Source organism: Achromobacter sp. 18P8.1.1, assembly GCF_057799415.1.
This window is the reverse complement of the sequence record NZ_JBYOKH010000002.1, coordinates 60,062-84,031: the sequence shown is the minus strand read 5'-3', so window position 1 is coordinate 84,031 and position 23,970 is coordinate 60,062. Positions and strand designations below refer to the sequence as shown.

At 66.3% G+C, this 23,970-nt stretch carries 21 protein-coding genes and 1 riboswitch; of the genes, 9 read left to right on the top strand and 12 right to left on the bottom strand.

What is annotated here, in order from left to right; translation table 11 throughout:
* The first annotated feature begins 52 nt into the window (after window positions 1–52).
* The 5 genes from panE (at window position 53) to AC27VE_RS02155 (ending at window position 3,430) form a co-directional block, all read left to right on the top strand.
* Window positions 53–979, top strand: coding sequence for a 2-dehydropantoate 2-reductase (gene panE, locus AC27VE_RS02175; RefSeq protein WP_488702947.1), 927 nt, complete (start codon window positions 53–55; stop codon window positions 977–979).
* Between the two features lie 155 nt (window positions 980–1,134).
* Window positions 1,135–1,746: an NAD(P)-dependent oxidoreductase gene (locus tag AC27VE_RS02170; protein WP_006227761.1), complete on the top strand. Its 612-nt coding sequence runs from the start codon at window positions 1,135–1,137 to the stop codon at window positions 1,744–1,746.
* Between the two features lie 129 nt (window positions 1,747–1,875).
* On the top strand, window positions 1,876–2,334 hold the full coding sequence (locus AC27VE_RS02165; protein ID WP_052017960.1) for a nuclear transport factor 2 family protein: 459 nt from the start codon (window positions 1,876–1,878) through the stop codon (window positions 2,332–2,334).
* A gap of 10 nt (window positions 2,335–2,344) precedes the next feature.
* The gene (locus AC27VE_RS02160; protein ID WP_006227763.1) at window positions 2,345–2,914 is read left to right on the top strand and encodes a flavin reductase family protein; all 570 of its coding nucleotides are present in this window, start codon (window positions 2,345–2,347) and stop codon (window positions 2,912–2,914) included.
* Window positions 2,915–2,920: 6 nt separating this feature from the next.
* Complete coding sequence (locus tag AC27VE_RS02155) at window positions 2,921–3,430, top strand: nucleoside 2-deoxyribosyltransferase (RefSeq protein WP_488702946.1); 510 nt, start codon at window positions 2,921–2,923, stop codon at window positions 3,428–3,430.
* A gap of 36 nt (window positions 3,431–3,466) precedes the next feature.
* On the opposite strand, the gene AC27VE_RS02150 is transcribed toward AC27VE_RS02155, so the two are convergent.
* Window positions 3,467–4,174: a TetR/AcrR family transcriptional regulator gene (locus AC27VE_RS02150; RefSeq protein ID WP_488702945.1), complete on the bottom strand. Its 708-nt coding sequence runs from the start codon at window positions 4,172–4,174 to the stop codon at window positions 3,467–3,469.
* 150 nt (window positions 4,175–4,324) lie between these two features.
* Here AC27VE_RS02150 and AC27VE_RS02145 point away from each other — a divergent pair, with 150 nt between their 5' ends.
* Window positions 4,325–5,530: an MFS transporter gene (locus AC27VE_RS02145; protein ID WP_488702944.1), complete on the top strand. Its 1,206-nt coding sequence runs from the start codon at window positions 4,325–4,327 to the stop codon at window positions 5,528–5,530.
* A gap of 54 nt (window positions 5,531–5,584) precedes the next feature.
* Here AC27VE_RS02145 and ribB read toward each other — a convergent pair whose 3' ends face one another.
* Both ribB and AC27VE_RS02135 read right to left on the bottom strand, forming a co-directional pair.
* Complete coding sequence (ribB, locus tag AC27VE_RS02140; protein WP_006227767.1) at window positions 5,585–6,298, bottom strand: 3,4-dihydroxy-2-butanone-4-phosphate synthase; 714 nt, start codon at window positions 6,296–6,298, stop codon at window positions 5,585–5,587.
* Between the two features lie 111 nt (window positions 6,299–6,409).
* Window positions 6,410–6,564, bottom strand: a riboswitch (FMN riboswitch).
* Window positions 6,565–7,044: 480 nt separating this feature from the next.
* Window positions 7,045–7,635, bottom strand: coding sequence for an SET domain-containing protein (locus AC27VE_RS02135; protein ID WP_006227768.1), 591 nt, complete (start codon window positions 7,633–7,635; stop codon window positions 7,045–7,047).
* Window positions 7,636–7,740: 105 nt separating this feature from the next.
* Between AC27VE_RS02135 and AC27VE_RS02130 the strand changes: the two genes are divergently transcribed.
* The gene (locus AC27VE_RS02130) at window positions 7,741–8,661 is read left to right on the top strand and encodes a bestrophin family protein (protein WP_006227769.1); all 921 of its coding nucleotides are present in this window, start codon (window positions 7,741–7,743) and stop codon (window positions 8,659–8,661) included.
* Window positions 8,662–8,668: 7 nt separating this feature from the next.
* On the opposite strand, the gene AC27VE_RS02125 is transcribed toward AC27VE_RS02130, so the two are convergent.
* Complete coding sequence (locus AC27VE_RS02125) at window positions 8,669–9,139, bottom strand: Lrp/AsnC family transcriptional regulator (RefSeq protein ID WP_006227770.1); 471 nt, start codon at window positions 9,137–9,139, stop codon at window positions 8,669–8,671.
* Window positions 9,140–9,232: 93 nt separating this feature from the next.
* Between AC27VE_RS02125 and ilvB the strand changes: the two genes are divergently transcribed.
* The gene (ilvB, locus tag AC27VE_RS02120; protein ID WP_085946995.1) at window positions 9,233–11,059 is read left to right on the top strand and encodes a biosynthetic-type acetolactate synthase large subunit; all 1,827 of its coding nucleotides are present in this window, start codon (window positions 9,233–9,235) and stop codon (window positions 11,057–11,059) included.
* 205 nt (window positions 11,060–11,264) lie between these two features.
* Here the strand turns inward: ilvB and AC27VE_RS02115 are convergent, their stop codons facing one another.
* The 5 genes from AC27VE_RS02115 to AC27VE_RS02095 all read right to left on the bottom strand — a co-directional run bounded on the left by AC27VE_RS02115 (window position 11,265) and on the right by AC27VE_RS02095 (window position 17,606).
* Window positions 11,265–12,044: an SDR family oxidoreductase gene (locus AC27VE_RS02115; RefSeq protein ID WP_488702943.1), complete on the bottom strand. Its 780-nt coding sequence runs from the start codon at window positions 12,042–12,044 to the stop codon at window positions 11,265–11,267.
* A gap of 40 nt (window positions 12,045–12,084) precedes the next feature.
* The gene (locus AC27VE_RS02110; protein WP_488702942.1) at window positions 12,085–12,939 is read right to left on the bottom strand and encodes an ABC transporter permease; all 855 of its coding nucleotides are present in this window, start codon (window positions 12,937–12,939) and stop codon (window positions 12,085–12,087) included.
* Window positions 12,940–12,952: 13 nt separating this feature from the next.
* Window positions 12,953–13,723, bottom strand: coding sequence for an ABC transporter ATP-binding protein (locus tag AC27VE_RS02105; RefSeq protein ID WP_006227774.1), 771 nt, complete (start codon window positions 13,721–13,723; stop codon window positions 12,953–12,955).
* The gene (locus AC27VE_RS02100) at window positions 13,723–14,781 is read right to left on the bottom strand and encodes an ABC transporter substrate-binding protein (protein ID WP_488702941.1); all 1,059 of its coding nucleotides are present in this window, start codon (window positions 14,779–14,781) and stop codon (window positions 13,723–13,725) included. The genes AC27VE_RS02105 and AC27VE_RS02100 overlap by 1 nt, the downstream gene beginning before the upstream one ends.
* Before the next feature lie 200 nt (window positions 14,782–14,981).
* Window positions 14,982–17,606, bottom strand: a complete 2,625-nt coding sequence (locus tag AC27VE_RS02095) for a DNA topoisomerase III (protein ID WP_488702940.1) — start codon at window positions 17,604–17,606, stop codon at window positions 14,982–14,984.
* Between the two features lie 62 nt (window positions 17,607–17,668).
* Here AC27VE_RS02095 and AC27VE_RS02090 point away from each other — a divergent pair, with 62 nt between their 5' ends.
* Window positions 17,669–20,299: a GDYXXLXY domain-containing protein gene (locus AC27VE_RS02090; RefSeq protein WP_488702939.1), complete on the top strand. Its 2,631-nt coding sequence runs from the start codon at window positions 17,669–17,671 to the stop codon at window positions 20,297–20,299.
* Between the two features lie 17 nt (window positions 20,300–20,316).
* Here AC27VE_RS02090 and gluQRS read toward each other — a convergent pair whose 3' ends face one another.
* The 3 genes from gluQRS to AC27VE_RS02075 form a co-directional block, all read right to left on the bottom strand.
* Window positions 20,317–21,195 (bottom strand): tRNA glutamyl-Q(34) synthetase GluQRS, encoded by an 879-nt coding sequence (gluQRS, locus tag AC27VE_RS02085; protein WP_488702938.1) that lies wholly within the window; start codon window positions 21,193–21,195, stop codon window positions 20,317–20,319.
* Window positions 21,196–21,241: 46 nt separating this feature from the next.
* Complete coding sequence (locus AC27VE_RS02080) at window positions 21,242–21,700, bottom strand: Smg family protein (RefSeq protein ID WP_006227779.1); 459 nt, start codon at window positions 21,698–21,700, stop codon at window positions 21,242–21,244.
* A gap of 241 nt (window positions 21,701–21,941) precedes the next feature.
* Window positions 21,942–23,966 carry a TRAP transporter permease gene (locus AC27VE_RS02075; RefSeq protein WP_488702937.1) on the bottom strand — a complete coding sequence of 675 codons (2,025 nt, stop codon included), beginning with the start codon at window positions 23,964–23,966 and terminating at the stop codon, window positions 21,942–21,944.
* Window positions 23,967–23,970: the final 4 nt, after the last annotated feature.

Genomic DNA, 23,970 nt, shown 5'->3' with positions numbered 1-23,970 from the left:
GCATAATTCCGTATCAGCCCGCGAAACAGGCGGGCAGCTACAGGAGAGACAAATGCGGTTGTTGTTCTTGGGTGCCGGCGGCACCGGCGGTTATTTCGGCGGACGCGCCGCCCAGGCGGGCGCGGACGTAACCTTCCTGGTGCGCGAACCGCGCGCGGCCCGGATCCGCGAACAGGGCTTGCGTATCCAGAGCCCGTTCGGCGACGCCACGCTGCACCCCAAGCTTGCCACGCAGCAGACCCTGCAGGGCCAGTACGACGTGGTCGTGCTCAGCTGCAAGGCCTATGACCTGGCCAGCGCCATCGACGCCATCCGCCCCGCGGTCGGCCCGGATACAGCGGTGCTGCCCATCATGAACGGCGTGCTGCAATACGACGTGCTGGACCGCGAATTCGAGCCGCACCGCGTCTTGGGCGGGCTGTGCCAGATCAACGCCACGCTCGGCCCGGAGGGCGAAGTGGTGCACCTGGGCAAGCATGCCAGCATCGTCTTCGGCGAACGCGCGGGCCCGGCCCGCAGCGAACGCTGCGTGGCGCTGGAGCAAGCGCTGGCCGGCGGCGAATACGTCAGCCGCCTGAGCGAAGACATCCACCAGGACATCTGGGAAAAGTACGTCATGCTGACGACGCTGGCCGCGGGCACCTGCCTGATGCGCGGCGCGATCGGACAGATCGCGTCTACCGACGACGGCATCGACATCCTGAAAAGCCTGCTGCAGGAATCGCAAGCCGTGGCGGCTGCGTCCGGCCATGCAGTCCGTCCCGAAGCCGATGCCTTCGCGCAAAAGCTGATGAGCGACCGCACGCAACCCATGACGGCGTCCATGTTCCGCGACCTGCGCCAGGGCCTGCCGGTCGAGGCCGACCACATCGTGGGCGACATGGTGCGGCGCGCCCACACGCTGGGCGTGGACGCGACTTATCTGCGGGTGGCGTATTCGCACTTGCAGGTCTATCAGGCGCAGCGCAACGCAGGTTGAATCCGGCCGATTGATGCATGAATTGCAAAAAACTCTTCCGGTTTACTGGGTTTTTTGTTCGGATTTGACCGAATAGTATGGATTTGCCTGAACCGGAGCGTGTTGCGGCGCATCGTGCGCCGCCCGCTCCGGCTTCCCTCCCAAGGAGCAAGACCATGAAAATCGCATTGATCGGCATTACCGGCCGCGTGGGTTCCCGCGTGGCCGACGAATTGATCAAACGCGGCCACCAGGTGACGGGCATCGCCCGCAACCCGGCCGACGTGAACGCGCAGCCCGGCCTGACCATCCAGCAGGGCGACGCCACTGATCCCGAAACCCTGACGCCGTTGTTGACCGGCCACGACGCCGTCGTCAGCGCCACGCGTTTCGTGTCGACCGACGCGCGCCCCTTGCTGGCCGCCGTGAAGAACGCCGGCGTGCCGCGCCTGCTGGTCGTGGGCGGCGCGGGCAGCCTGTTGGTGGCGCCCGGCAAGCTGTTGATCGACACCCCGGAATTCCCCGACGCCTACAAGCCCGAGGCCCGCGCCGGCGTCGTGTTCCTGGATACGCTGCGCCAGGAAAAGGTGCTGAACTGGACCTTCCTGTCGCCCTCCGCGCTGTTCGAGCCGGGTGAGCGCACGGGCACGTTCCGCGTGGGTGACGACCACTTGCTGGCCGACGAGGAAGGCAAGAGCTGGATCTCGATGGAAGACTACGCCATTGCGCTGGCCGATGAGATCGAGACGCCCAAGCATTCGCGCCGGCGCTTCACCGTCGGATACTGATCCGCCCGCCAGGCAAGGAAAAAGGAGCCCGTCAAGGGCTCCTTTTTTCATTGTGCGGCAGGGTCGGAACCTGCGTTTTTATTTGTAAACTGGCAGGCCGCCAGCCGGCGTCATCCTGAGTTGTCCTGTATGCGTATGAAGTTGAAATCGTTGGCCGCCTGTGCGCTGGTCGCCTCCCACTGCCTGGCAGCCGCGCCAGCGCTTGCGGCTGCGCCCCAGTCGAACAAGGAGATCGTCACGGCGTTCTTCCGGATGATGTTCCAGGACCGCGAGATCGACGAGGCGGTACGCCTGTACGTCAGCCCCAACTACGTGCAGCACAACCCCTACATGCGCGACGGCGTCGGGCCGATGGTGGATTTCTTCCCGCCCTATTTCGACCAGCATCCGCAAGCCATCGTCGAGATCAAGCGCGTGATCGCCGAGGGCGACCTGGTGGTGATCCACAACCAGTGGCGCGATTCGCCGGAAGACCGCGGCCAGGCGGTTGTGGATATCTTCCGTGTGGATAAGGGCAAGATCGTCGAGCACTGGGACGTCAGCCAGGAAATCCCCGAAAACCCCGCCAATCAGAACGGCATGTTCTAAGCCCCCTGCCATGTCCAACATCCAAGCCGTTGACCTGCCCCGCTCTTACCTGCTGCTGAACCACGGCCCCACGGTGCTGGTGACCAGCGCCCACGGCGACGCGCGCAACGTCATGGCGGCCGCCTGGGCGATGCCCTTGGACTTCAACCCGGCCAAGATGCTGGTGGTGGTGGACAAGAACACCTACACGCGCGAATTGATCGAAGCGTCGGGGGAATTCGCGCTGTGCATCCCGTCGCGCGCGCAGGCGGCCGCCACGTTGAAGGTGGGCTCGGAATCGGGGCGCGGTGAAGACAAGTTCCAGGCAAGCGGCCTGTCGACGTTTCCCGCCAGCAAGATCGGCGCGCCGCTGGTGGCCGGCTGCCTGGGCTGGCTGGAATGCAAGGTCGTGCCCGAACCGCACAACCAACAGGCTTATGATCTGTTCATCGGTGAGGTCGTCGCCGCGTGGGCGGCGCCGGACGTGTTTTCGGACAACCGCTGGCACTTCCCGCACGACGACCGGCGTTCGGTGCACTACCTGGCCGGCGGCTCGTTTTTCGCCACCGGCGAAGCCTTCAACGTTTCAGAACCGGAGTAAGCCCTTATGCGCAGCGTGTATCTCGCGGGTTTCGACGTATTCCTGCCCGATGCCGTGGCGCACGGCCAGCGGCTCAAGGCGCTGTGCGCCACCTACGGTTTCGACGGGCTGTTTCCGCTGGACAACATGGCGCCCAAGGACTTGTCGGGCCCCGCGCTGGCGCAGTGGATCTACCGCGAGAACGTGGCGCTGATCCGGCGCGCCGACATGGTGATGGCCAACCTGAATGCCTTTCGCGGCGCCGAACCCGATTCGGGCACGGCCTTTGAAGTGGGCTATGCCATCGCCTGCGGCAAGCCGGTGTGGGGCTATACCGGCCAGGCCGGCTCGCTGGTCGACCAGGTGGCGGTGGGGGCGGCAGCAGACGATGGCGTGTCGCGCATGGTGGATGCCGAGGGCTACACCGTCGAAGACTTCGGCATGAACCTGAACCTGATGCTGGCGTGCAGCGCCCGCATCGTGGTGGGCAAGGCATCGGATTGCCTGGCCCGCATGGCCGAAGACGCTAGCCGCTGATCGACAACCGCTAATCTCCAACTGCGGGCCGGCCGTTTACGCCGCGGTTTTCCGGCGCGTGGCTTTCTTGGCCGCCGCCGGGGGTTTGCCGGCCTTGGCAGCACTTGCCTTCTTGCGCGGCGCCGCGCCGCCCGGCGTCGCCAGATACCCCATCACCGCATCCACTACGGCCCGTTCAAGCTGCGCAGGGGAAAACCCGGCGGGCGGCTCCAGCGCTGCCGCATGCACCAGCGATTCCATGATGCGCAGCACCACATAGGTCGCCAGGTCGCGGTCTTGTTGCGCGATCTCGGCGCGATGCAATTCCAGCAGGTGCCGCATGCGGCGATGGATGTCCTGATCGGCCAGGCTGTGTTCGCGCGGCGTGTCGAACAGCGGGAACTCGCGTTCCAGCACGCGGTGCAGCGCGGGCTCCAGCAGGTGCGCGTGCAGCATCGCCTGGACGATGGCGGCCACGCGCTCTTCGAGCGTGGCCGCGGGGTTGCTGTTCAGCACGTTGTCGATGACATCCAGCATCTCGTTGTCGTGGCGCTGATGCAGCGCGGCGATCAACGCGTTCTTGTTCGGAAAGTACTGGTACAGCGACCCGACGCTGACGCCCGCGGTTTCGGCGATCAGGTTGGTGTTGGTGCCCGCATAGCCGTTGGCGGCCAAAACGCGAGCCGTCGCCTGCAGGATCGTGTCGACGGTGTGCTGCGATCTAAGCTGGCGCGGCGATTTTCGGGGCTGTGGGATGTCGGTCATGGATGCGTGGAAAGGCGAGTATCAAACCTGAGCTTCGGCTCATAAAATTTGCAGCAGGCAATCCGATTTGTCACCCGCAAGCGCGGATTATGCCATCGACGAATTCTCCGCGATGGTTTCGGATTGTCATGACCCTTTCAAGGATTTTTCATGTCGAACGTTTCGACGGCCGCGGCATTGCCCGCGGCCCACGGACCCGTGCGCTCCGTGTTTGCGCAGTTGCTGCCCTTGGTCCTGGCGGTGTTCATCGGATTTTTCATGGTCGGCCTGCCGATGCCGGTATTGCCGTTGTATGTGAATGGCACGCTGGGCATGAGTGCGCTGGTGGTGGGCGTGGTGGCGGGCCTGCAGTTCGCCGCCGCCTTGTTGTCGCGGGCGTATTCCGGCGCGCTGGTCGATCGCCGCGGCGCCAAGCGCGCCGTGGTGACGGGCTTCGTGCTGGGTGTGGCGGCCGGGTTGCTGTATGTGCTGGCCGAGGCGCTCTCGTCGCAGCCGCAGGCGGCGCTGGCCGTCTTGCTGGCGGGCCGCGCGCTGATGGGATGCGCGGAAAGCCTGATCGCCACCGGCGCGCTCAGCTGGGGCGTGGGCCGCGTGGGGCCGCAGAATGCCGGGCGCGTGATGGCGTGGGTGGGCGTGGCCATCTACGCCGCGTATGCGCTGGGCGCGCCCGCCGGCATGCGGTTGTATGGCGCGGCGGGATTCGCGGGCATTGCGTGGGCGACGGTCCTGATTCCGCTGGCGGCCTTGGCGCTGGTGCTGCCGCAGCGCGGGGTGGCGGCCGTAGGCGGCGTGCGCACGCCCTTCTACCGCGTGCTGGGCATGGTGCTGTTGCCGGGCATGGGCCTGGCGTTGACGAGTGTGGGGTTCGGCGTCATCACCGCATTCGTCAGCCTGTTCTTCGCGGAGCGCGGCTGGGACGGCGCGGCGTGGATGTTCAGCGCCTTCGGGGTCGGCTTCATCCTGGCCCGGGTGTTCTTTGCCGGCCTGCCGGACAAGCTGGGCGGCGCGCGCGTGGCGCTGGTATGCGTGGTGGTCGAGGCCGTGGGCCAGTGGCTCATCTGGTCGGGCGCGACGCCGCTGTGGGCGTATGGCGGCGCGCTGCTGACCGGCGCGGGCTATTCGCTGGCGTTTCCGTCGTTTGGGGTGGAAGCCGTGCGCCGCGTGCCGGCGGCAAGCCGGGGCGCAGCCATGGGGGCGTATGTGGCGTTCCTGGACGTGGCGCTGGGCATCAGCGGCCCGGCGGCGGGTTGGCTGGCGGGCGCGCAGGGGTATGGCGCGGTGTATCTGATGGGCGGGTCGTGCGCGTTGGCCGCCGTTTTCGTGGCCTTGGCGTTGCGGCGCCCTGCCCGGGCATGATGCATTAATGCATAGGGGCCGTGGTTCGCCACGGCCCCGATGCGTTTGCCGGACTTAGACGGTTGCCGCCATTTCCAGGACTTCGTCGTCCACGGTTTCGGCCTGGCCGTCCTTGAGCTTTTGCAGATGGTCGGCGAGTTCGGCGATGGTCAGCGCCACCAGGCCGTGCTGGGCGGCGTAGCGCTCAAGCGACGCGCCGCGCATCATGGTGCCGTCGGCGTTCATCAGTTCGCATAGCACGCCGGCCGGGCGCAGGCCGGCCAGGACAGCCAGGTCGACCGAGCCTTCAGTGTGACCGCGGCGGGTCAGCACGCCGCCGGGCTGGGCGCGCAGCGGGAACACGTGGCCGGGGCTGACGATGTCTTCGCTTTGGGCCGAAGGCGAGATGGCGGCGCGGATGGTGGTGACGCGGTCAACGGCGGATACGCCGGTGCTGACGCCTTCGCGCGCTTCGATGGAAACGGTGAAGGCGGTGGCGAAGCGGCTCTGGTTGCGCTGGACCATCGGGGGCAGTTCCAGGCGGTCGAGGGTTTCGCCGGGCAGGCAAAGGCAGACGATGCCGCTGCCGTCGCGGATCAGCTGGGCCATGACGGGCACGGTCAGCTTGTCGGCGGCGACGATCAGGTCGGCCTCGTTTTCGCGGTCGAAGTCGTCCATGAGGATGACGGGGCGGCCCAGGCGCAGGTGATGCAGGGCGCGCTGCAGACGAGCGGCGAAGGGCTGTGAAGCCAGGCTGGGGAGGGACTGCTGGGTATTGAGGGTGGACATTGAAACGCTCTCGCAAATGAAGGGGGCGAAAAACGTTTCAGGGCTAATCGACAGCCGAACGCAATACGGTCGTCCAGGCGCAGGTGCGCCCGGGCAATCGGGAATGTGCCGGCACATCTTCTCTCATCCGGACTATGACCGTCGGCTCTGGCATCTCACCAGATCTGCTGACCCCGATGTCCGTGAAGGACGCCGGGCGCTCGCGGGCTCACCACATTGCATGGCATACCGCCGGTGGGGAATCGCACCCCGCCCTGAAGACGTACTGCATGTCGTGTTAACGACTTTCTGGATTGTACGCCTGTCTGGTTTTTGCGGAGGAATATGCTTATTGCGAGTGAGGGTTTGTTCTTTTCGGGACGGGGGATGGGCGGGTTCTTTTGGCGCCTGGCGCGGGGGCGGGCCGGCGGGCGCGGGTCAACGATTGCGGTCCGGAGCCTTCGCTCCGGACTGCCCCTGCGTCATCTTCGTCACTGCCTTTGGCAGTTCCTTCAGATTCCCTTGGGCGCATCGACTCCCCTCGCCCCCCGGCCCGCCCCCGCGCCAGGCTCTGGTTTCGACACTTCACCGCCTCTGGGACGGGGGGTGTGCTTGGCATTTTTCTGCCGGGCGGTGTGGAGATGGAGGATCTTGCGGGGTCGCCAAAAAAGGCCGCGCGGGCGGCCGTTTTTGGCATTTGGGAGGGGCTGCGGGGACGCGTGACGCTGCGCGCCCTTGGGGGGTGTCGCCGTCGCCGGAGGGGGGACTTACTTTGCGGTGTCGGCTGTTGCCGGGGTTTTTGGCGTTTCCGTGGCGGGTGCGGGTTTAGTGGCCGCAGGTTTATCCGCCTTTTTTTCCGCGGGCGTCTCTGCTTTCTTCTTTTTCTTTTTCGGCAGCGCCAGCATCGTGCCGCGGCACGGGGGGGTGCCGCACAGGCAGCGGTAGCCTTCCTTCAGCGCCTTGGTGATGCGGCCGTCCAGGACCAGGCCGTAGTCGTACGACAGTTCCGTGCCGCGCGGCAGGTCGCGCAAGGCGACGATGTAGACGCGCTTGCCGTGCTTGCCTTCCTGGGCCTCGCAGTTGGGCTCACAGGAATGGTTGATCCAGCGGGCGTCGTTGCCTTCGTCGCCGCCGTCGATCACGCGGCCGGAGCTGAGCGCGAAGAAGAAGGTGTGGAAGGGATCGTCGGGGTTGGTCGGATGGCGGCGGTCGGCTTCCTTGGCGCTGATGCGCGCGCCGCCGTATTCGATGATGCGCGTGCCCGCGGGGATCTTGCGGGCGGCGAAGACGCCGTTGCCGTGCAGCTTGGAGCGGCGGACGACATGCCAGGGCTTGATCGGGGTGTCTTCGGAGGTCATGGAGGCCTGGTGAAAGCGGTGAGACGAAACAGAATTATATCGACGCGTCTTTGACAGGACGACAGGCGTATAGTGAGCGCGCCTTGTCCTTACTTGATATTCATCATGATCGTCCGTCCGCGTCCCTCTGCGCTGGCCTTGTTCTTTATCATGCGCGGCTCCATCATCCCGCGCATTTTCAGCCGGATTCTCGTCATCACGCTGCTGTCCTGCGTGGTGGTGTGGATGTACCACCGCCAGCTGTTTTCGCCCGCGCACCTGACCGCGGTGCCCTTCTCGCTCTTCGGCCTGGCGCTGTCGGTCTTCATGGGCTTTCGCAACAACGTCTGTTATGACCGCTGGTGGGAAGCCCGCAAGCAGTGGGGCGACCTGATCGTGCAGGCGCGCAGCCTGGCGCGAGAAAGCGCGGTGCTGCTGGCGGCCAGCACGGCCAACCCGGTGCAGGAACGGCTGGTGCGGCGTTGCATCGGTTTCGGGTACGGGCTGGCGGCGCGCTTGCGCGGCCAGGACATGGTGGAGGCCGTGCGCCCCTGGGTGCAGCAAGACGAACTGGACACGCTGGCCGGTTGCCGCAATGTGCCGGACGCGCTGCTGATGGCGATCAACCGCGACCTGGCGGCCTGTCTGCGGCGCGGCGAGCTCAGCGACATTCTCTATCAGGGCCTGACCCAGCGCGTGGCGCAGTGCGCCGCCATCCAGGCCGCCTGCGAACGCATCAAGTTCACGCCCTGTCCGTTCGCCTATTCGCTGCTGCTGCATCGAACGGCGTGGCTGTTCTGCCTGCTGCTGCCGTTCGGCCTGGTGGGCACGCTGGAATACCTGACCCCGGTGGCGGTCATCATCATCGCCTATACCTTCTTCGGGCTGGACGCGCTGGGCGACGAGCTGGAAGACCCCTTCGGCCTGGAAGAGAACGACCTGCCGCTGTCGGCGCTGGCCCGCGTGATCGAGATCGACCTCCTGGAGGGCCTGGGCGTGCGTCCGCTGCCCGAGGCGGCCGAACCGGTGGGGTTCGTGCTGCGTTGAGGGCGGTTTACCCCGCCGGCCCGGTCAGCGGCAGCATGGTTTCCTTCAGGCGGCGCAGCACGAAGCAGGATTTGCTGTGGCGGATGCCCGGGATACGGTAGAGCTGTTCGCGCAGCAGGCGTTCGTAGTCGCGGGTGTCGCGCACGGCGATGCGGATGTAGTAGTCGTAGTCGCCCGACACCAGAAAGGCCTCCAGCACTTCGGGGATGGCCGCCAGCGCGCGGCCGAACTCATACAGCGTTTCCTCGCTGTGGCTTTCCAGCGTGACGTGCACGATCACCGTATCCATGAAGCCCAGGCTGGCCGGATCGATGTCCACGGTGTAGCCGCGGATCACCCCGGCGCTTTCCATGCGCTTGATGCGGTTCCAGCACGGCGTGGACGACAGGCCCACTGCCGCGCCGATGTCGTTCAGGCTGGCGCGCGCGTTCTCTTGCAGCACCTTCAGAATGGCCAGATCAAACTTGTCTAGGTTCATTTTCTTTGATTCCTCCAAATCGAAGATAAATTTACTCCGTTCGGCCGGTAATCGTGGAAAAGAAGATAAAAATTCTTCAAGCCTACGAATAAGATAGATAGCATGAACGATCGCCTGCACCCCACCGCCGCCGCCGCGCTTGCCGCCACTGAACCCGCCGTTTCGAACGGCGCGAAGATTCTGCTCGATACGCTGATTGCGCACGGTGTGGACACCGTGTTCGGCTACCCCGGCGGGGCGGTCCTGCCGCTGTACGACGCGCTGTATGCCGAGCCGCGCCTGCGCCATGTGCTGGTGCGCCACGAACAGGCGGCCGTGCATGCCGCCGAAGGGTACGCCCGCAGCACCGGTCGCACCGGCGTGGTGTTCGTGACCTCCGGCCCGGGGATGGCCAACACCACCTCGGGCTTGCTGGACGCCATGTGCGATTCGATCCCGGTGCTGTGCGTCAGCGGCCAAGTGTCCACCGCGGCCATCGGCACCGACGCCTTCCAGGAATGCGACGCTATCGGCATCTCGCGTTCCGTGACCAAGTGGAACACCCAGATCCGCGCCGTGGACGACGTGGCCAATGTGGTGTCCCGGGCGTTCGAGCTGACCCGCCAGGGCCGTCCGGGCCCCGTGCTGGTGGACTTTCCGAAAGACGTGCAGTTGGCCGTGCCGCGCGATGCGGATGACGACGTGCCCGGCCTGCCCTCGCAGCAAAAGCTGGCCGCGCTGCGTGCGCGCCGCCAGTCGGGCAAGCTGGCGCCCAAGTTGCCGCAGTCGGCCGTGCGCCGCGCCGCCGCGCTGATCGCGCAGGCCAAGCGTCCCATCTTCTACGGCGGCGGCGGGCTGGTGAATGCCGGCCCGGAAGCTTGCGAAGCGTTCGCCGACCTGGTCCGCCACACCGGCGCGCCGTGTACCCTGACGCTGATGGGCCTGGGGGCCTTCCCCGCGTCCAGCCCGCAGTTCGTGGGCATGCTGGGCATGCATGGCACGGTCGAGGCCAACCTGGCTATGCACAACGCCGACCTCGTCGTCTGCATCGGCGCCCGTTTTGACGACCGCATCACCGGCAAGATCTCGGAATTCTGCCCGCATGCGCGCAAGATCCATATCGACATCGACCCGGCGTCGATCAACAAGGTGGTGCGGGTGGACGTGGCGCTGGTGGGCGACTGCCTGCCGCTGGTGCGGGCGTTGCGCGCCGAGCTGGGCGACGAGCCCATGGACGCGGCGCGCCTGGCACCCTGGTTCAAGCGCATCGATACGTGGCGCAGCCAGGATTGCCTGGGTTTCACGCCCGCCGCGGACGCGATCCTGCCGCAGCATTTGATGGCCAGCCTGAATGCTGCGCTGGCCGACCGTGACGCCATCGTGTCCACCGACGTGGGCCAGCATCAGATGTGGGCCGCGCAGTACCTGCGTTTCGACAAGCCGAACCGCTGGCTGACCTCGGGCGGCGCCGGCACCATGGGCTATGGCGTGCCGGCCGCGATCGGCGCGCAGGTGGCGCATCCTGACAAGACAGTGGTCTGCGTCAGCGGCGACGCGTCGGTGCTGATGAATATCCAGGAACTGTCCACGGCCATGCAGCACCAGACGCCCGTGAAGGTCGTGCTGTGCAACAACGGCTACATGGGCATGGTGCGCCAGTGGCAGGAACTGATCCACGGCGGCCGCTACAGCCACAGCTACAACGCGTCGCTGCCCGATTTCGTGGCGCTGGCGCGGGCGTTCGGCTGGGGCGCAGCGCGGGTGGACGACCCGGCAAAGCTGGAGGCCGCGCTGGCCGAATGCCTGGCGCATGACGGCCCCTACTTCCTGGACGTGGCGGTGTCAGCGCAGGAAAACTGCTTCCCGATGATGCCCGCGGGCCACGGCCATCAGAAGATGATGCTGGCCGAAGGCGTCTGGTATCAGGACGAGACGACCTGATTCTGGCGGACGGCGGATGATGGGTTGCGCGCGGCAGGCGCTGCCGTGCGCGGCGAGCGTGTCTCGCGCTTCACCCATCCTACGGGGGTGGTGCATCATCCATGGCCGGCATGTCATTCGTAGGATGGGTAGAGCGCGGCCAGCCCTTCCTGTTCCGGGACGGTCGCGGCCGCGCGAAACCCATCGCGCAAGCCGCTGGCCTGCCTCAAAACTGAATCGACAGCCCGCCGTCCACGACCAGCACGTGGCCGTTCACATAAGACGCGGCTGGGGATGCCAGGAATACCGCCGCGCCGGCGATTTCTTCCGGTTCGCCCCAACGCCCCGTCGGGTTGCGGGCCGCGATGCGCGGGCCGACTTTGGGGTCCGCCACCATTTCCGCATTGGTTTCGGTTGCGAAGGTGCCGGGCGCGATCGCGTTGCTGGTGATGTGGTGGCCGCCAAATTCCGCGGCCAGGGCCCGCACCATGCCGGTGAGCCCCTGCTTGGCTGCCGGATACACGGCGTCGCCCGCGCGCGCCAGTTCGCCCACCACCGAGGTGATGGCAATCAGCCGGCCGCCACCCTGGCGCACCATGCGTTCGGCTGCGAACTTGGCCAGCAGCATGCCGGCGACCAGATCCGTATTGATCAGCTCGCGGATTTCGGCGGGGCTGGTGTCGCGCAAGGTCTTGCGGTTGCGGGCGCCCACGTTGTTCACCAGCACGTCCAGGCGTCCATGCTCGTCGTCGATGCGCTGGAACGCGCGCGCCATGTCGGCGTCGTCGCTGACATCGAACGGCAAGGGATGCGCGTCCAGGCCGGCGGCCGTCAGATCGGCCACGGCGGCATCCACGGCCGCAGCGTTGCGCCCGTTGATCAGCACGCGCGCGCCACAGCCCGCCAGCGCCCGCGCAATGCAAAAGCCCAGTCCGCGCGCGGACCCGGTGACCAGCGCAACCTGCCCGGTCAGATCGAAGTTGCGCAGATAAGGTAGTGTCTTCAAATCAATTCTCCATCGCCCTGCGCGTTGGGGGCGAGCCTTGCTATTCGCGGAACTCTGGCGCCCAGTGCAGCAGGCGCCGCTCCAGCCACGTCACACAATAAACCAGCGCGATGCCGACGATGGACAACAGCGTCACGGCGGCGAACATGTCGGTGGCGTTCAGCGTGGCCAGCGCGGTGATCATCAGGTAGCCCATGCCGGTGGTGGATCCCACGAATTCGGCCAGCACCACGCCGATCAGCGCGAAGCTGATGGCGTTGGGCAAGGCGGCGAACGTCCATGCCGCTGCCGTCGGGATGCGCACCCGCCACAGGATCTGGCGCGGCGATCCGCCCAACGTGCGGCAGAAGTCCACCAGTTCGCGTTCGACGCTGCGGCCGCCCTTGTAGGTGTTGAAGAACACCAGGAAGAACACCACGAACCAGGACGTCACCACCTTGGAGGCCAGCCCCAGGCCGAAGAACATGGTGATGAGCGGCACAAACGCGATGCGCGGCATCGAGTTGAATGCCACGATGAACGGGTTGAATACGTCGGCCAGGAAGCGGCTGCGGCTGAGCGTCATGCCGACGATGAAGCCGCTGCCCACGCCCACGACCAACCCCACCATCGTGGCCTGCAGCGTCAGCCACAAGTGCGGCCAGACCGAGCGCGGCCCGGGCTGCATCCATTCCCACAGCCGCACCGCCACGCGCGACGGCTGGCTGATGAAGAAGGGGTCGAATAGCGTGTTCTGGGTGAACCACGGGATGCGCGTCAGCGTTTCCCAAGAGCCCAGGATGACGGCAAGGATCAGCACTTGCCACAAGATGATGCGCACGCGGCGGGCAATGCCGGCGCGGCGGTCCAGCCGCAGCTGGTCCTGCAGGGAATCAGAGGTTTCAGTCGGGATCATGACGCGGGGGGATTCAGGCGGCGGCGCGGAACTGCTGGCCCAGCACGCTCCAGAGGCTTTGCACGTGGGCGACGAACTGCGGCGTTTCACGCAGCGTGAAGACGTCGCGCGGATGCGGGATGCGGATGCGTTCGTCCAGCAGCACACGGCTGGGCGGGCCGGACAGCACCACCACGCGGTCCGACAGCAGGATGGCTTCGTCCAGGTCGTGCGTGACCATGACGATGGTCTGGCCCAGCTTGCGCCAGATCTCCATCAGTTCGCGGTGCAGGTGCGTCTTGGTGTGGGTATCCAGTGCGCCGAACGGTTCGTCCAGCAGCAGGATGCGGGGCTCGACGGCCAGGCTCATCAAGAGCGCCACGCGCCGGCGCATGCCGCCCGACAACTGGTGCGGGAAGGCGTCGGCAAAGGCGCCCAGGTGGCCCAGTTCCAGCAGTTCGGCCACGCGGCGGTCGATCTTGTCGGCGGCCACGCCCTGGAACTTCAGGCCCAGCGCCACGTTCTTCTTGACGCTGAACCAGGGCAGCAAGGTGTCTTTCTGGAAGATGTAGCCCAGCGCGGGCGGCACCTGACCGTCCACCACCTGGCCGTCCACACGGATGGTGCCGGTGGTGGGCCGCAGGAAGCCGGCGATCATGTTCAGCAGCGTGCTCTTGCCGCAGCCCGAGGGGCCGACGATGGACACGAATTCGCCTTGTTCGATCGTCAGGCTGACCTCGCCCACCGCATGCGTCGTGCCCTGGCGCGACTGGTACGCCTTGCCGACTTTGTCCAGCGTGATCATCAGAGGCCCCGCGCTTTCCGCACGAAGCCCATGTTCACGCATTTGGCGTAGGGCACCGTCTTGATCTCGTCGTTGGAGAACTGGCGGCCGTCGCCCATGATGGCCGTCATGCGGTTGTACGCGTCTTCGGTGATGAGGTTGTCCTTCAGGAACACCGTGTCCTTGTAGACGCCCAGCGTCTTCTCGATCGCGGCGCGCGGGAAGGCGTTGAGGTAGTCCTCGTAGATGACGTCGGTGATGCCGGCGGCGGTGTTGGCGGTGATGAAGTCCTGCGCCTTGACCATCGCGGTCACAAAGGCCTGCACCACTTCGGGGCGTTTCTGGATGGTGTCTTCCAGCGTCAGCGCCGCGATGCCGGGGACGTCGCCGCCCATGAATTCGTTCCACGAACTTTCGGTAGTGGCGTCGAAAATGGGCACGCCCCAGCCTTCCTGGCGGGCTTGCTCCATCATGGACATGGTGGCCATGCTGGCTGACACCGACCCGGTCTTGAGCGCGCCCAGCATGGTGGCCAGGTCGCCCAGCGGGCGGATGTCCACCTTGTCGGCCACGCCGGCCTTCTGCATCAGGTACAGCGCCATCAGCCAGGTGCTGGACTGCGGCTGGGTGGCGCCCACGCGCTTGCCGGCCAGGTCCTTCAGCGACTTGATCTTGCCGCTGTCGAAGTCCTCGCGGCGCACGATGACGTTGGCGTAGGTGAGCTTGCGGTCAAAGCCGAACACGAGCGTCGCGGGCTTGCCGGCGATGGTCAGCGCGGGGGCGGCGGTGGCCGCCGTGGCGCCGAACACGATCTGGCCGGCCGCCAGCAACTGGTTGGTGCGCGGGCCGCTTTGCGAATTCAGGTATTCGACGTCCAGGCCGCCTTCGCTGAAATAGCCCTTCTTCAACGCCACGTAGCCGGCCGCGAAAAAGGGGTCGATGCTGCCCTGGCCGTAGACGACGCGGCCCAGCTTGGGCTGCGCGAACGCGACGCGCCCATTGAGCAGGCTGACGCCGGCCAGCGCCCCGGCAGCGGCCAGCACGCGGCGGCGGGTAGTGAAATCGGGGCTGTGGGTCATGTCGTCCTCGGAATTTGATTGGGTTGCAGCTGTTTGGCGTAAACAATACCCCAGCGCCTGCCGTCCAACAATGGAAAACGCCCGGTTGCCCGGGCGTTGGTCAATTATGGCGGGAGCGGTTAAGACATCACCGCTGCTGGATGGGTTGCGCGCGATATGTGCCGGTGTTCTTGTTGGCACATCCTCGCGCTTCACCCATCCTACGACGCCGCTTTCTTTGGCGCTGCTTTCTTCACGGCTTTCTTGGCGGCGGTTTTCGTTGCCGTCTTCGTGGCGGTTTTCTTCACCGCGGCCTTCTTGGCCGGCGCCTTCTTCGCTGCCGTCTTGGTGGCCGTCTTTGCCGCCGTCTTGCCCGGCGCGCGGCCCGGCTTTTCAGGACGCGGCTCGAACTCGAAGCCCACCTTGCCGTCCGGCTGGCGCACCAGGAACGCCTTGAACTTGCGGTTGGTGCGGCTGGACACGAAGCCGTCGAGCAGGTCGGTGCGGCCGTCGGTCAAGAGCTTGCCCATCTGCTGGGCCGAGATCTCTTGCTGCAGGATGACCTTGCCCGAGCGGAAGTCGCAGCTCTTTTCGGGGCCGACGGACTTTTCGCAGACATAGCTCATGCCGTGCTCGAACACGCGCGACTGGCACTTCGGGCACGGGCCCACCGGCGTGTGGCCGGAGAAGTCCACGGCTTCGGTGTCGTCTTCGTCGTTCTGGCCGAAATCGAACTCCAGCTTGTATTCATCGCTGATGCGCAGGATGGCGGCAAACGGCCGGCCCATCTTGCTGATGAAGCCTTGCAGCGGACCGATCTCGCGCTTGGCCAGCAGTTCTTCGACTTCCGGCAGTTCGAACGTGCGGCCGCCGGGATGCTTGCCGATCGAGAAATCGCAGGCCGTGCAGGCGAAGCGGCGGTAGTTTTCCTTCACCACGGCGCCGCACTTGGGGCACGGCGTCTGCAGCGTGGCGTAGTCGCCCGGCACCGTGTCGCGCTCGTATTCCTTGGCGCGCTTGACGATGACTTGCGTCATCTGCGCGATTTCACGCATGAAGGCCTCGCGGCCCAGCCCGCCCTGCTCGATCTGCTTGAGCTTGTGCTCCCATTCGCCCGTGAGTTCGGGCGAGGTCAGTTCGGTGACGTCCAGGCCGGACAGCAGCGTCATCAGCTGGCGCGCCTTGGCGGTGGGCACTAGGTCGCGGCCTTCGCGACGCAGGTAGACCTCGTTCAGCAGGCCTTCGATGATGGCGGCGCGCGTGGCCGGCGTGCCCAGGCCGCGCTCGGACATGGCTTCGCGCAGCTCTTCGTCGTCGACCAGCTTGCCGGCGCCTTCCATGGCGGACAGCAAGGTGCCTTCGTTGAAGCGGGCCGGCGGCTTGGTCGACAGGCCTACGGCTTCGACGTCTTCCGTGCGCACGGTCTCGCCGTCCGCCACGGGCACCAGGTTGGCGTCTTCGCCCTGGGCTTCCTTGCCGTAGACGGCCAGCCAGCCCGGGGTGACCAGCACCTTGCCGTCGGTGCGGAAGCGATGCCCCTGCACTTCGGTCAGGCGGGTGGTGACGCGGTATTCGGCTGCCGGGAAGAACACGGCCAAAAAGCGCTTGAGCACCAGGTCGTACAGCTTGGCCTCGGCTTCGCTCAGGTCGTGCGGGATCTGCAGCGTGGGGATGATGGCAAAGTGATCCGACACCTTCTTATTGTCGAAGATGCGGCGGTTGGGCTTGACCCACTGCTGGGTGACGACCGTGTCCGCGTGGCGGGCCAGGCCGCCCACGGCGTTCGAACCGCCCTTGGCCAGCGCGCGCATCGTTTCCTGCACCGTGGTGATGTAGTCCTCGGGCAGATAACGGGAATCGGTACGCGGGTAGGTCAGCGCCTTGTGGCGTTCGTACAGGGTCTGGGCCAGCGCCAGGGTGGTCTTGGCCGAAAAGCCGAAACGGCCGTTGGCCTCGCGCTGCAGCGAGGTCAGGTCGTAGAGCGCCGGCGACATCTGGGTCGACGGCTTGGATTCTTCGGTGACGTTGCCCGGCTGGTCGCGGCAGGCGGCCACCACGCTTTGGGCGGCGGCGGCCGACCACAGGCGCGATTCGCGCTTTTCGGGGTCGCGGTCGTCTTTCTTGAATTGGGGGTCGATCCAGCGGCCTTCATACAGGCCGGCGGCGGCGATGAAGGTGGCGCGCACTTCCCAGTAGTCGCGCGGCACGAAGCGGCGGATGCGCTCTTCGCGTTCGGCCACGATCGCCAGCGTGGGGGTCTGCACCCGGCCGACCGGCGTCTTGAAGAAGCCGCCGTCCTTGCTGTTGAAGGCGGTCATGGCGCGCGTGCCGTTGATCCCCACCAGCCAGTCGGCTTCGGCGCGCGAGCGGGCCGCCGCTTCCAGCGGCTTTAACTGGGCGTCGTCGCGCAGGTTGGCGAAGGCCTCGCGGATGGCGGCCTGCGTCATGGATTGCAGCCACAGGCGCTGGATCGGCTTCTTCACGCCCGCATACTGAATGATGTAGCGGAAGATCAGTTCGCCTTCGCGTCCCGCGTCACAGGCATTGATGATCGAGTCTACGTCCTTGCGCTTGGCCAGGCGGACCAGCAGCTTCAGGCGTTCAGCGGACTTCTTGTCGGTGGGGCCCAGTTCGAATTCCGGCGGAATCACGGGCAGGTGCGTGAAGCTCCACTTTCCCTTGACCGGATCGTTGGGCGCGACCAAGCTCAGCAAATGGCCGATGCTGGATGCGAGTACGTAACGTTCGCTTTCAAAATAGTCGCCCTCGCGCGCAAAGCCTCCCAAGGCGCGTGATATATCAAGGGCCACCGAGGGCTTCTCGGCAATAATCAGCGTTTTATTCATGTGTATCCAGTGGCGGTAGTCCCGCCTTAGTAGCGCGGATAATAAGATCGGAGATTCGCCAGATGCAAGTCGGCACTGAAAGACAAGCGGGATCCGAACTGCACGCTTGGCGCCAATTCCTGGCGCGAAGCACCCTTTGGCTAGGCGTTTTGCTGCTGGGCAGCGCCGCGATTTGCTGGGTCGCCGCCAATTGGCAAGACATGACAAAAGTGCAGCGCTTCGCCGGCACGCAAGGCCTGCTGGCGATTGCCGCACTGGCCGCCGCCTGGGCCGGGCTGCGCCTTCGGGGCACCCCTGGCGTGCGGCGCAGCATCCCTGGCGCGCTGCTGGCTTTGGCCGGCATCCTGTTGGGCGCCCTGCTCGCGTTATTAGGCCAAACTTACCAGACTGGCGCCGATACCTGGGAATTGTTCGCCTGGTGGGCGGTGTTGCTGCTGCCCTGGGCACTGGCCGCGGCCAGCCAGGCCGTGTGGTTGCTATGGATCCTGGTGCTGAACGTGGCGGCCGCGCTCTGGCTGGGCGAGCGGATGTTCTCGTGGCTGTCGGTGTTTGGCGGATCGGATACCGTCACCCTCGTCATGGCGGGGCTGAACCTCGTGTTGCTGCTGGGCTGGGAGCTGGCCGCGCACCGCTGGCGCGCCAGCACGTTGATCGGCCCGCGCATCCTGGCGGCCCTGGTCGTCAGCGCGCTGGTCATGTCCCTGATGTTCGTCGGCTTCGTCTTCGGCCGCGAGCAAGGGGTCGGCGGCATCGCGTGGCTTGCCGTGACGGTGGGGCTGGGCTTTTATTATCAGCGGGTCCGGCGCGACCTGATCATCCTGGCCATGCTGGCGGCCGGCGTCATCTGCGTGTCGCTGCGCTTCGTGGGCGAATGGCTGTTGCGCCTGGAGCCCGGCGTCTGGGCCGCGCTGCCCCTGGCGGCCTTGCTGATGGCCGAAGCCGTGCTGGCCGCGCGCTGGCTGCGCAAGCTGGCGGCCGAACCTCAGGTCGCAGGCCCTGCCGCGGCCGACGCCGAGCCGGCCTCGGCATCGGCCGGCAATGCCGTGGAGCCGGCCGATTCGGGCGCGCCCGTGGCGCAACTGGCGCCAGCCGCCATCCCGCACGCCGAACCGCCCTGGTACGTGCAGTGCCTGCTGGGCCTGAGCGCCTGGCTGGCCACCCTGCTGTTGCTGGTTTTCGTGGGCTTCTCGGGCATCGTCACGTCCGAAGAAGGCGCGCTGGTGGCCGGGCTGATCCTGTGCGGCGCCGGCGTGGCGGTGCTGCGCAGCGACGCGGGCCCATTCTGGCGGCAATGCGGCACGGCCATGGCGTTCGCCGGGCAGTTGCTGATCATCTACGGTTTGTCCGATTCCACTTCGTTCACCAGCGCTTGCGTGTTCGTGCTGCTGATGGCCACGGCCATCTACGTGCTGGGTCCCGATGTGATCCTGCGTTTCCTGTCCGGCGTGCTGATCGCCGGGGCCGGAGCCAGCCTGATCTGGCGCGGCCTGTCGCCCCAGCTGATGCGCGACGACCTGCTGGAGGCGTGGCTGGATTTCGATCCCGCCTTGTCCAGCGTCGTGTGGCTGCCCATTGCCGTGATCGGCGCCTGGGCCACCGCCGTGATCCTGACCATGGGCCATCGCGGGGGGGCGAAGCGCGACCATGCGTTGCAACCGCTGGCCTGGGCGTTCCTGCTGTCGGTGCAGGGCATGGTGTGGCTGGCGGGCGGGATCTCCGTCCTGCATCTGCCCGCCATGTGGCAGTTGAATCCGCAGGGCGCCCTGTTCGTCACCGCCGGCGCGTTGCTGCCGGCAGCCGCCGCGATGGCGGTGCTGTGGCCCCGCCGCCATGTGTTGACCGCCGGCGTCACCTGGGGCGTGCCGATCGCGCTGCTGATCCTGGCCGGTTTCTGGCTGCCCAGCCCGGGCGTAGGGTTCGCGCTGGCCTGGCTGCTGTTGGGCTTCGGCCTGAACCAGCTGCGCCTGGTGGTCTTCGGCGTGATCAGCCTGCTGGCCTATCTGGGCGTGTACTACTACCAGCTGGATGTGCCCTTGTTGCAAAAGGCGCTGTGGCTGGGCGGCGGCGCGTTGCTGCTGTTCGTGTTGCGCGGCCTGGTGTGGCTGGTGCCGCGGCTGATGCGCACGCAGGCGCCCGACCGCCGCGCGCCGCTGCCGCCGGTCTCGGCGCCCTTGCGCTGGCGCACGCTGGCGATCCTGGGTGGTCTGGCGCTGGTGCTGGTGGTGGCCAACGGCGGCATCTGGGAGCGTGAAAAGCTGCTGGCTTCCGGCAAGGTCGTCATCCTGGAACTGGCGCCAGTGGATCCGCGGTCGCTGATGCAGGGTGACTATATGGCGCTGAACTTCGCCGCCAGCCGCGACATCACGCGCTTGCGCCTGGGCGGCGACCGTCCGGTTGAAGACGAGACCCTGCCCGGCTTCGAGCCCGACGGCTATGTGATGCTTCAGACCGACGCGCGCGGCGTGGCAACGCCGTTGCGCATCCAGCCCGACGTGCATCCGCATACGGACGGCGAAGTGCCGCTGCGCTACCGGGTACGCGACCGCGGCGTGCGCATCGTCACCAATGCCTGGTTCTTCCAGGAAGGCGAAGCCAAGCGCTTTGAAGTCGCCCGCTACGGCGAGCTGCGTGTGGGCGACAACGGCGAGGCCCTGCTGGTCCGGATGTTGGGCGCGGACCTGCAGCCGCTATAGCGGCACGGGGCCCCGCGTCAGGGGAAGCGCCGCGCCCAGTGCGCGGTGGCTTCGAGCAGGAACTGCCCGCGGTCGGCGTCGGCGGCAAGCGGCGCAAAGCCCAAGGCCCGCCAGGCGCCCTGTAGCGCCGCCAGGGGCGCTTGGGTGTCGATGGCGGGGGCACCGTTCTGCTTGGACAGTTTCAGGCCGCTGGCGGCGTCCAGGATCAGCGGCACATGCAGATAGCGCACGGGGGGCAGGCCCAACAAGCGGCCCAGCACGCGTTGGCGCGCCGTGGAGCTCAGCAGGTCGGCGCCGCGCACCACGTCCGTCACGCCCTGTTCGGCATCGTCCACCACCACGGCAAGTTGATAGGCCCATAGCCCGTCCGCGCGCCGCAGGGCGAAGTCGCCCACCGCCTGCGCCACGTCTTGCGCTTGTGGGCCCAGCCAGCGGTCTTCGAAGTGTTCGACGCCGTCCGGGATGCGCAGGCGCCAGGCGCGCGCCTTGCGGCCTTCGGGCAAGCCGTCGCTGCACGTGCCGGGATAAGGGCGTTCACCGTCGGCGCCGGGCACGGTCTGGCCGCGCAGCGCCGAATCGGCGATTTCGCGCCGGGTGCAGCCGCAGCCGTAGATCAGGCCGCGCGCGGCCAGCGTGTCGAAGGCGGATTGGTAAGCGGCGTTGCGCTGCGACTGCCACATGACGTCGCCGTCCCAGTGCAGGCCCAGCGCGTCCAGTTGCGCCATGATGGCGTCGGCGGCGCCCGCCACGGTGCGGGGCGTGTCCACGTCTTCCATGCGCAGCAGCCAGCGCCCGCCGTGGGCGCGCGCATCCAGCCAACTGGCCAGGGCAGCCACAAGCGAGCCCGCATGCAGCGGGCCGCTGGGGCTGGGGGCGAATCGGCCTACGTAGGTCACAGCAACGGCAAGCGGCCCCAATGCATGGGGCCGGGGTGCGGGGTCATCAATGCAGCAACCGCACGCCTTCTTCGTCCAGCAGCTCTTCCAGGACCAGGTTGTCGATCTCGGCTTCCTGGCTCCAGAGAACCATGAGGGCGATGATCTTGATCTTGGACAGCGGCACGGGCGTTTCCGGCGAAGCCAGGCCCCGGTCGATGACGATTTCGCGCAACGGCGCCGGCAATACGCCGGCCGATTCCAGGAAGGCGATGAAGCCGATGGATTCGGTGCCGAGCTGGCTGTATTCGTTGTCGGTGTAGATCCGGGTTCCCGAGGTGGGAGCCTGAGCGAGGTCGACGCATCGTTCCGTGGTCTCGGCCAAACCGTACAGCCAGCCGAGCGCGTCGTCGATGTCTTCGTGCTCGAAACCGGCGGCGGCAAGCCGCTTAGCGAGCACATCGGCCGCAGGACAGGCTTGCGGCGTGTAGTAATTCTCGAACAGATAAACCAGGATATCGAACATATGGCGCAGTTTTGTGCCTGTTTGCACAGTCGGCCCGCAGATCGGCAGACCAGCAAACATGAATTTTACTTTACGCTGATTTATTTAGCCGGGCAACCGGCGAAAAGGCGGAATGTTGTATGTCGTCACCCTGTGGATCCAGGCCCCTATTTTGCCGGTATTTACTGCCAAAATCCGGGATTGGACGAAATAAAAAAGGGGCGGACCGTAGTCCGCCCCTTTTAATTCCACGCCGTCCGGGTCAGGCCGCCTTGGCCGCGGTCTCCAGTTTCAGTTCCGCCAACTGGCGGATGAAGACGGGGATGCAGATGGCCAGGCCGACCAGGCCGCTCGTCAGGCCGGGGATGATGGTCAAGAGCGCGCCGACGGTGCACAGCCACCGTTCCCAGCTCTTCATGCCGACCAGCATGTAGCGCGAGAACGCCGCCGACAGCAGCACCAGGCCCACCATGCAGCCGAACAAGGTCACCCAGAAGTCATACCAGGTGAAGCCCTGTACCGAGATCAGCAGCGAGGGCGAAAACACGAACACGAACGGCACGATCAGCTTGGTGATGCCCAGCCTGAACGCCGTGTTCCCGGTCTTGAACGGGTCGCTGCCCGCCATGCCCGCCGCCGCATACGCAGCCAGCGCCACCGGTGGCGTGATGTCCGCCAGGATGCCGAAATAGAACACGAAGAAGTGCGCCGCGATCGGCTGCACGCCCAACTGCACCAGCGTGGGAGCCGCCACGGCGACCATGATCAGGTAGTTCGCGGTGGTGGGCACGCCGCAGCCCATCAGGATGCAGACGATGCCCGTCATGATCAGCGCGGCCAGCAGCGTCAGTGTCTGCATGTTGGCCATGGCGTCGGGAATGATCATGGCCGCGCCGCCGGCCAGCACCTGCGATGCCGAGATCACGATGTACGAGATCTTGAAGCCCACGCCGGTCAACGTCACCACCCCGATCACGATGCCCACTGCGCCTGCCGCCGCGCCGACTGCCAGCGCGTACTTGGCGCCGGTCTCGAAGGCTTCGTACAGATCGCGCCAGCGCAGGCGCTGATACGGATTCAACAGGCCCACCAGGATGCAGCCCGTGATGCCCGCGAACGCCGCCAGATAAGGCGTGCGGCCGCTGGCCAGCACGCCCACCAGCAGGATCAGCGGGATCAGGGTGGGCCAGCGCATCTTGAACGATTGCTTGAGCTTGGGCATTTCTTCGGCGGTCAGGCCGCGCAGGCCTTCGCGCTTGGCTTCGAAGTGCACCTGCATGAACATGCCGAAGAAGTACAGGAAGGCCGGGAAGATGCCGGCAATCGCGATCTGCTGGTACGGGATGCCCAGGAACTCGATCATCAGGAACGCGGCCGCGCCCATGATGGGGGGCGTGATCTGCCCGCCCGTGCTGCTGGCCGCTTCCACGCCGGCCGCGAAGTGCCGCGGATAACCGACCCGGATCATGGCGGGAATGGTCAGCGACCCCACGGTCACCGCGTTGGCCACCGACGACCCCGACAACATGCCGAACATGGCTGAACCGAAGACGGACACCTTGGCGGGGCCACCGGCATAGCGGCCGGCCACGGTGGAGGCCACGTCCAGGAACAGCTGGCCCAGCCCGATGCGGGTGGCCAGCACGCCGAACAGCACGAAGTGGAACACGTAGGTCGCCACGACCCCCACCGCCACGCCGTACACGCCCTGGCTGGTCAGGTACATGTGGTTGACGATCTGCGGCCAGGTGTTGCCCGCATGCTTGAGCAGGCCCGGAAAGTACGGGCCGAACATGGCGTAGGCCATGAAGACCAGCGCGATGATGGGCAGCGGCCAGCCCATCGCCCGGCGCGTCGCTTCCAGCAGGCCGATCAGGAGGATCGAGCCCATGAAGACGTCCATCGGCATCGGGTTGCCGACGCGGAATGCCAGGTCTTCGAAAATGTAGGGGATGTACAGCACCGACAAGGCCAGCGCGATGGCGATGATCCAGTCGTACAGCGGAATGCCGCCGGGCGACAGCCACGTCGACTTGGGCTCGCGCTGGTAGTGCGACTTGGAAAAGCCGAACACCAGGAAGATCAGGCTCAGCACGAAGGCCAGGTGCACGCCGCGGTGCGTGGCCTCGCGCAACAGGCCGAAGCCCGCCGTGTAGTAGTGAAAGAGCGACAGCGTGACAAGCAGGCCCGACACGATCCAGGTCGCCGTCTTGTCCAGCGGCCGGAAGCGGATCTCGGAGTCGTATTTCTCCGCCAGCTTCTGGGTTTTCTCGTGATCTATTTCCATCGCC

Excerpts from the sequence above, each read along its gene's own strand:
- panE (WP_488702947.1), top strand. The coding sequence starts at position 53 with ATGCGGTTGTTGTTCTTGGGTGCCGGCGGCACCGGCGGTTATTTCGGC.
- AC27VE_RS02170 (WP_006227761.1), top strand. The coding sequence starts at position 1,135 with ATGAAAATCGCATTGATCGGCATTACCGGCCGCGTGGGTTCCCGCGTG.
- AC27VE_RS02165 (WP_052017960.1), top strand. The coding sequence starts at position 1,876 with ATGCGTATGAAGTTGAAATCGTTGGCCGCCTGTGCGCTGGTCGCCTCC.
- AC27VE_RS02160 (WP_006227763.1), top strand. The coding sequence starts at position 2,345 with ATGTCCAACATCCAAGCCGTTGACCTGCCCCGCTCTTACCTGCTGCTG.
- AC27VE_RS02155 (WP_488702946.1), top strand. The coding sequence starts at position 2,921 with ATGCGCAGCGTGTATCTCGCGGGTTTCGACGTATTCCTGCCCGATGCC.
- AC27VE_RS02150 (WP_488702945.1), bottom strand. The coding sequence starts at position 4,174 with ATGACCGACATCCCACAGCCCCGAAAATCGCCGCGCCAGCTTAGATCG.
- AC27VE_RS02145 (WP_488702944.1), top strand. The coding sequence starts at position 4,325 with ATGTCGAACGTTTCGACGGCCGCGGCATTGCCCGCGGCCCACGGACCC.
- ribB (WP_006227767.1), bottom strand. The coding sequence starts at position 6,298 with ATGTCCACCCTCAATACCCAGCAGTCCCTCCCCAGCCTGGCTTCACAG.
- AC27VE_RS02135 (WP_006227768.1), bottom strand. The coding sequence starts at position 7,635 with ATGACCTCCGAAGACACCCCGATCAAGCCCTGGCATGTCGTCCGCCGC.
- AC27VE_RS02130 (WP_006227769.1), top strand. The coding sequence starts at position 7,741 with ATGATCGTCCGTCCGCGTCCCTCTGCGCTGGCCTTGTTCTTTATCATG.
- AC27VE_RS02125 (WP_006227770.1), bottom strand. The coding sequence starts at position 9,139 with ATGAACCTAGACAAGTTTGATCTGGCCATTCTGAAGGTGCTGCAAGAG.
- AC27VE_RS02110 (WP_488702942.1), bottom strand. The coding sequence starts at position 12,939 with ATGATCCCGACTGAAACCTCTGATTCCCTGCAGGACCAGCTGCGGCTG.
- AC27VE_RS02105 (WP_006227774.1), bottom strand. The coding sequence starts at position 13,723 with ATGATCACGCTGGACAAAGTCGGCAAGGCGTACCAGTCGCGCCAGGGC.
- AC27VE_RS02100 (WP_488702941.1), bottom strand. The coding sequence starts at position 14,781 with ATGACCCACAGCCCCGATTTCACTACCCGCCGCCGCGTGCTGGCCGCT.
- AC27VE_RS02095 (WP_488702940.1), bottom strand. The coding sequence starts at position 17,606 with ATGAATAAAACGCTGATTATTGCCGAGAAGCCCTCGGTGGCCCTTGAT.
- AC27VE_RS02090 (WP_488702939.1), top strand. The coding sequence starts at position 17,669 with ATGCAAGTCGGCACTGAAAGACAAGCGGGATCCGAACTGCACGCTTGG.
- AC27VE_RS02080 (WP_006227779.1), bottom strand. The coding sequence starts at position 21,700 with ATGTTCGATATCCTGGTTTATCTGTTCGAGAATTACTACACGCCGCAA.
- AC27VE_RS02075 (WP_488702937.1), bottom strand. The coding sequence starts at position 23,966 with ATGGAAATAGATCACGAGAAAACCCAGAAGCTGGCGGAGAAATACGAC.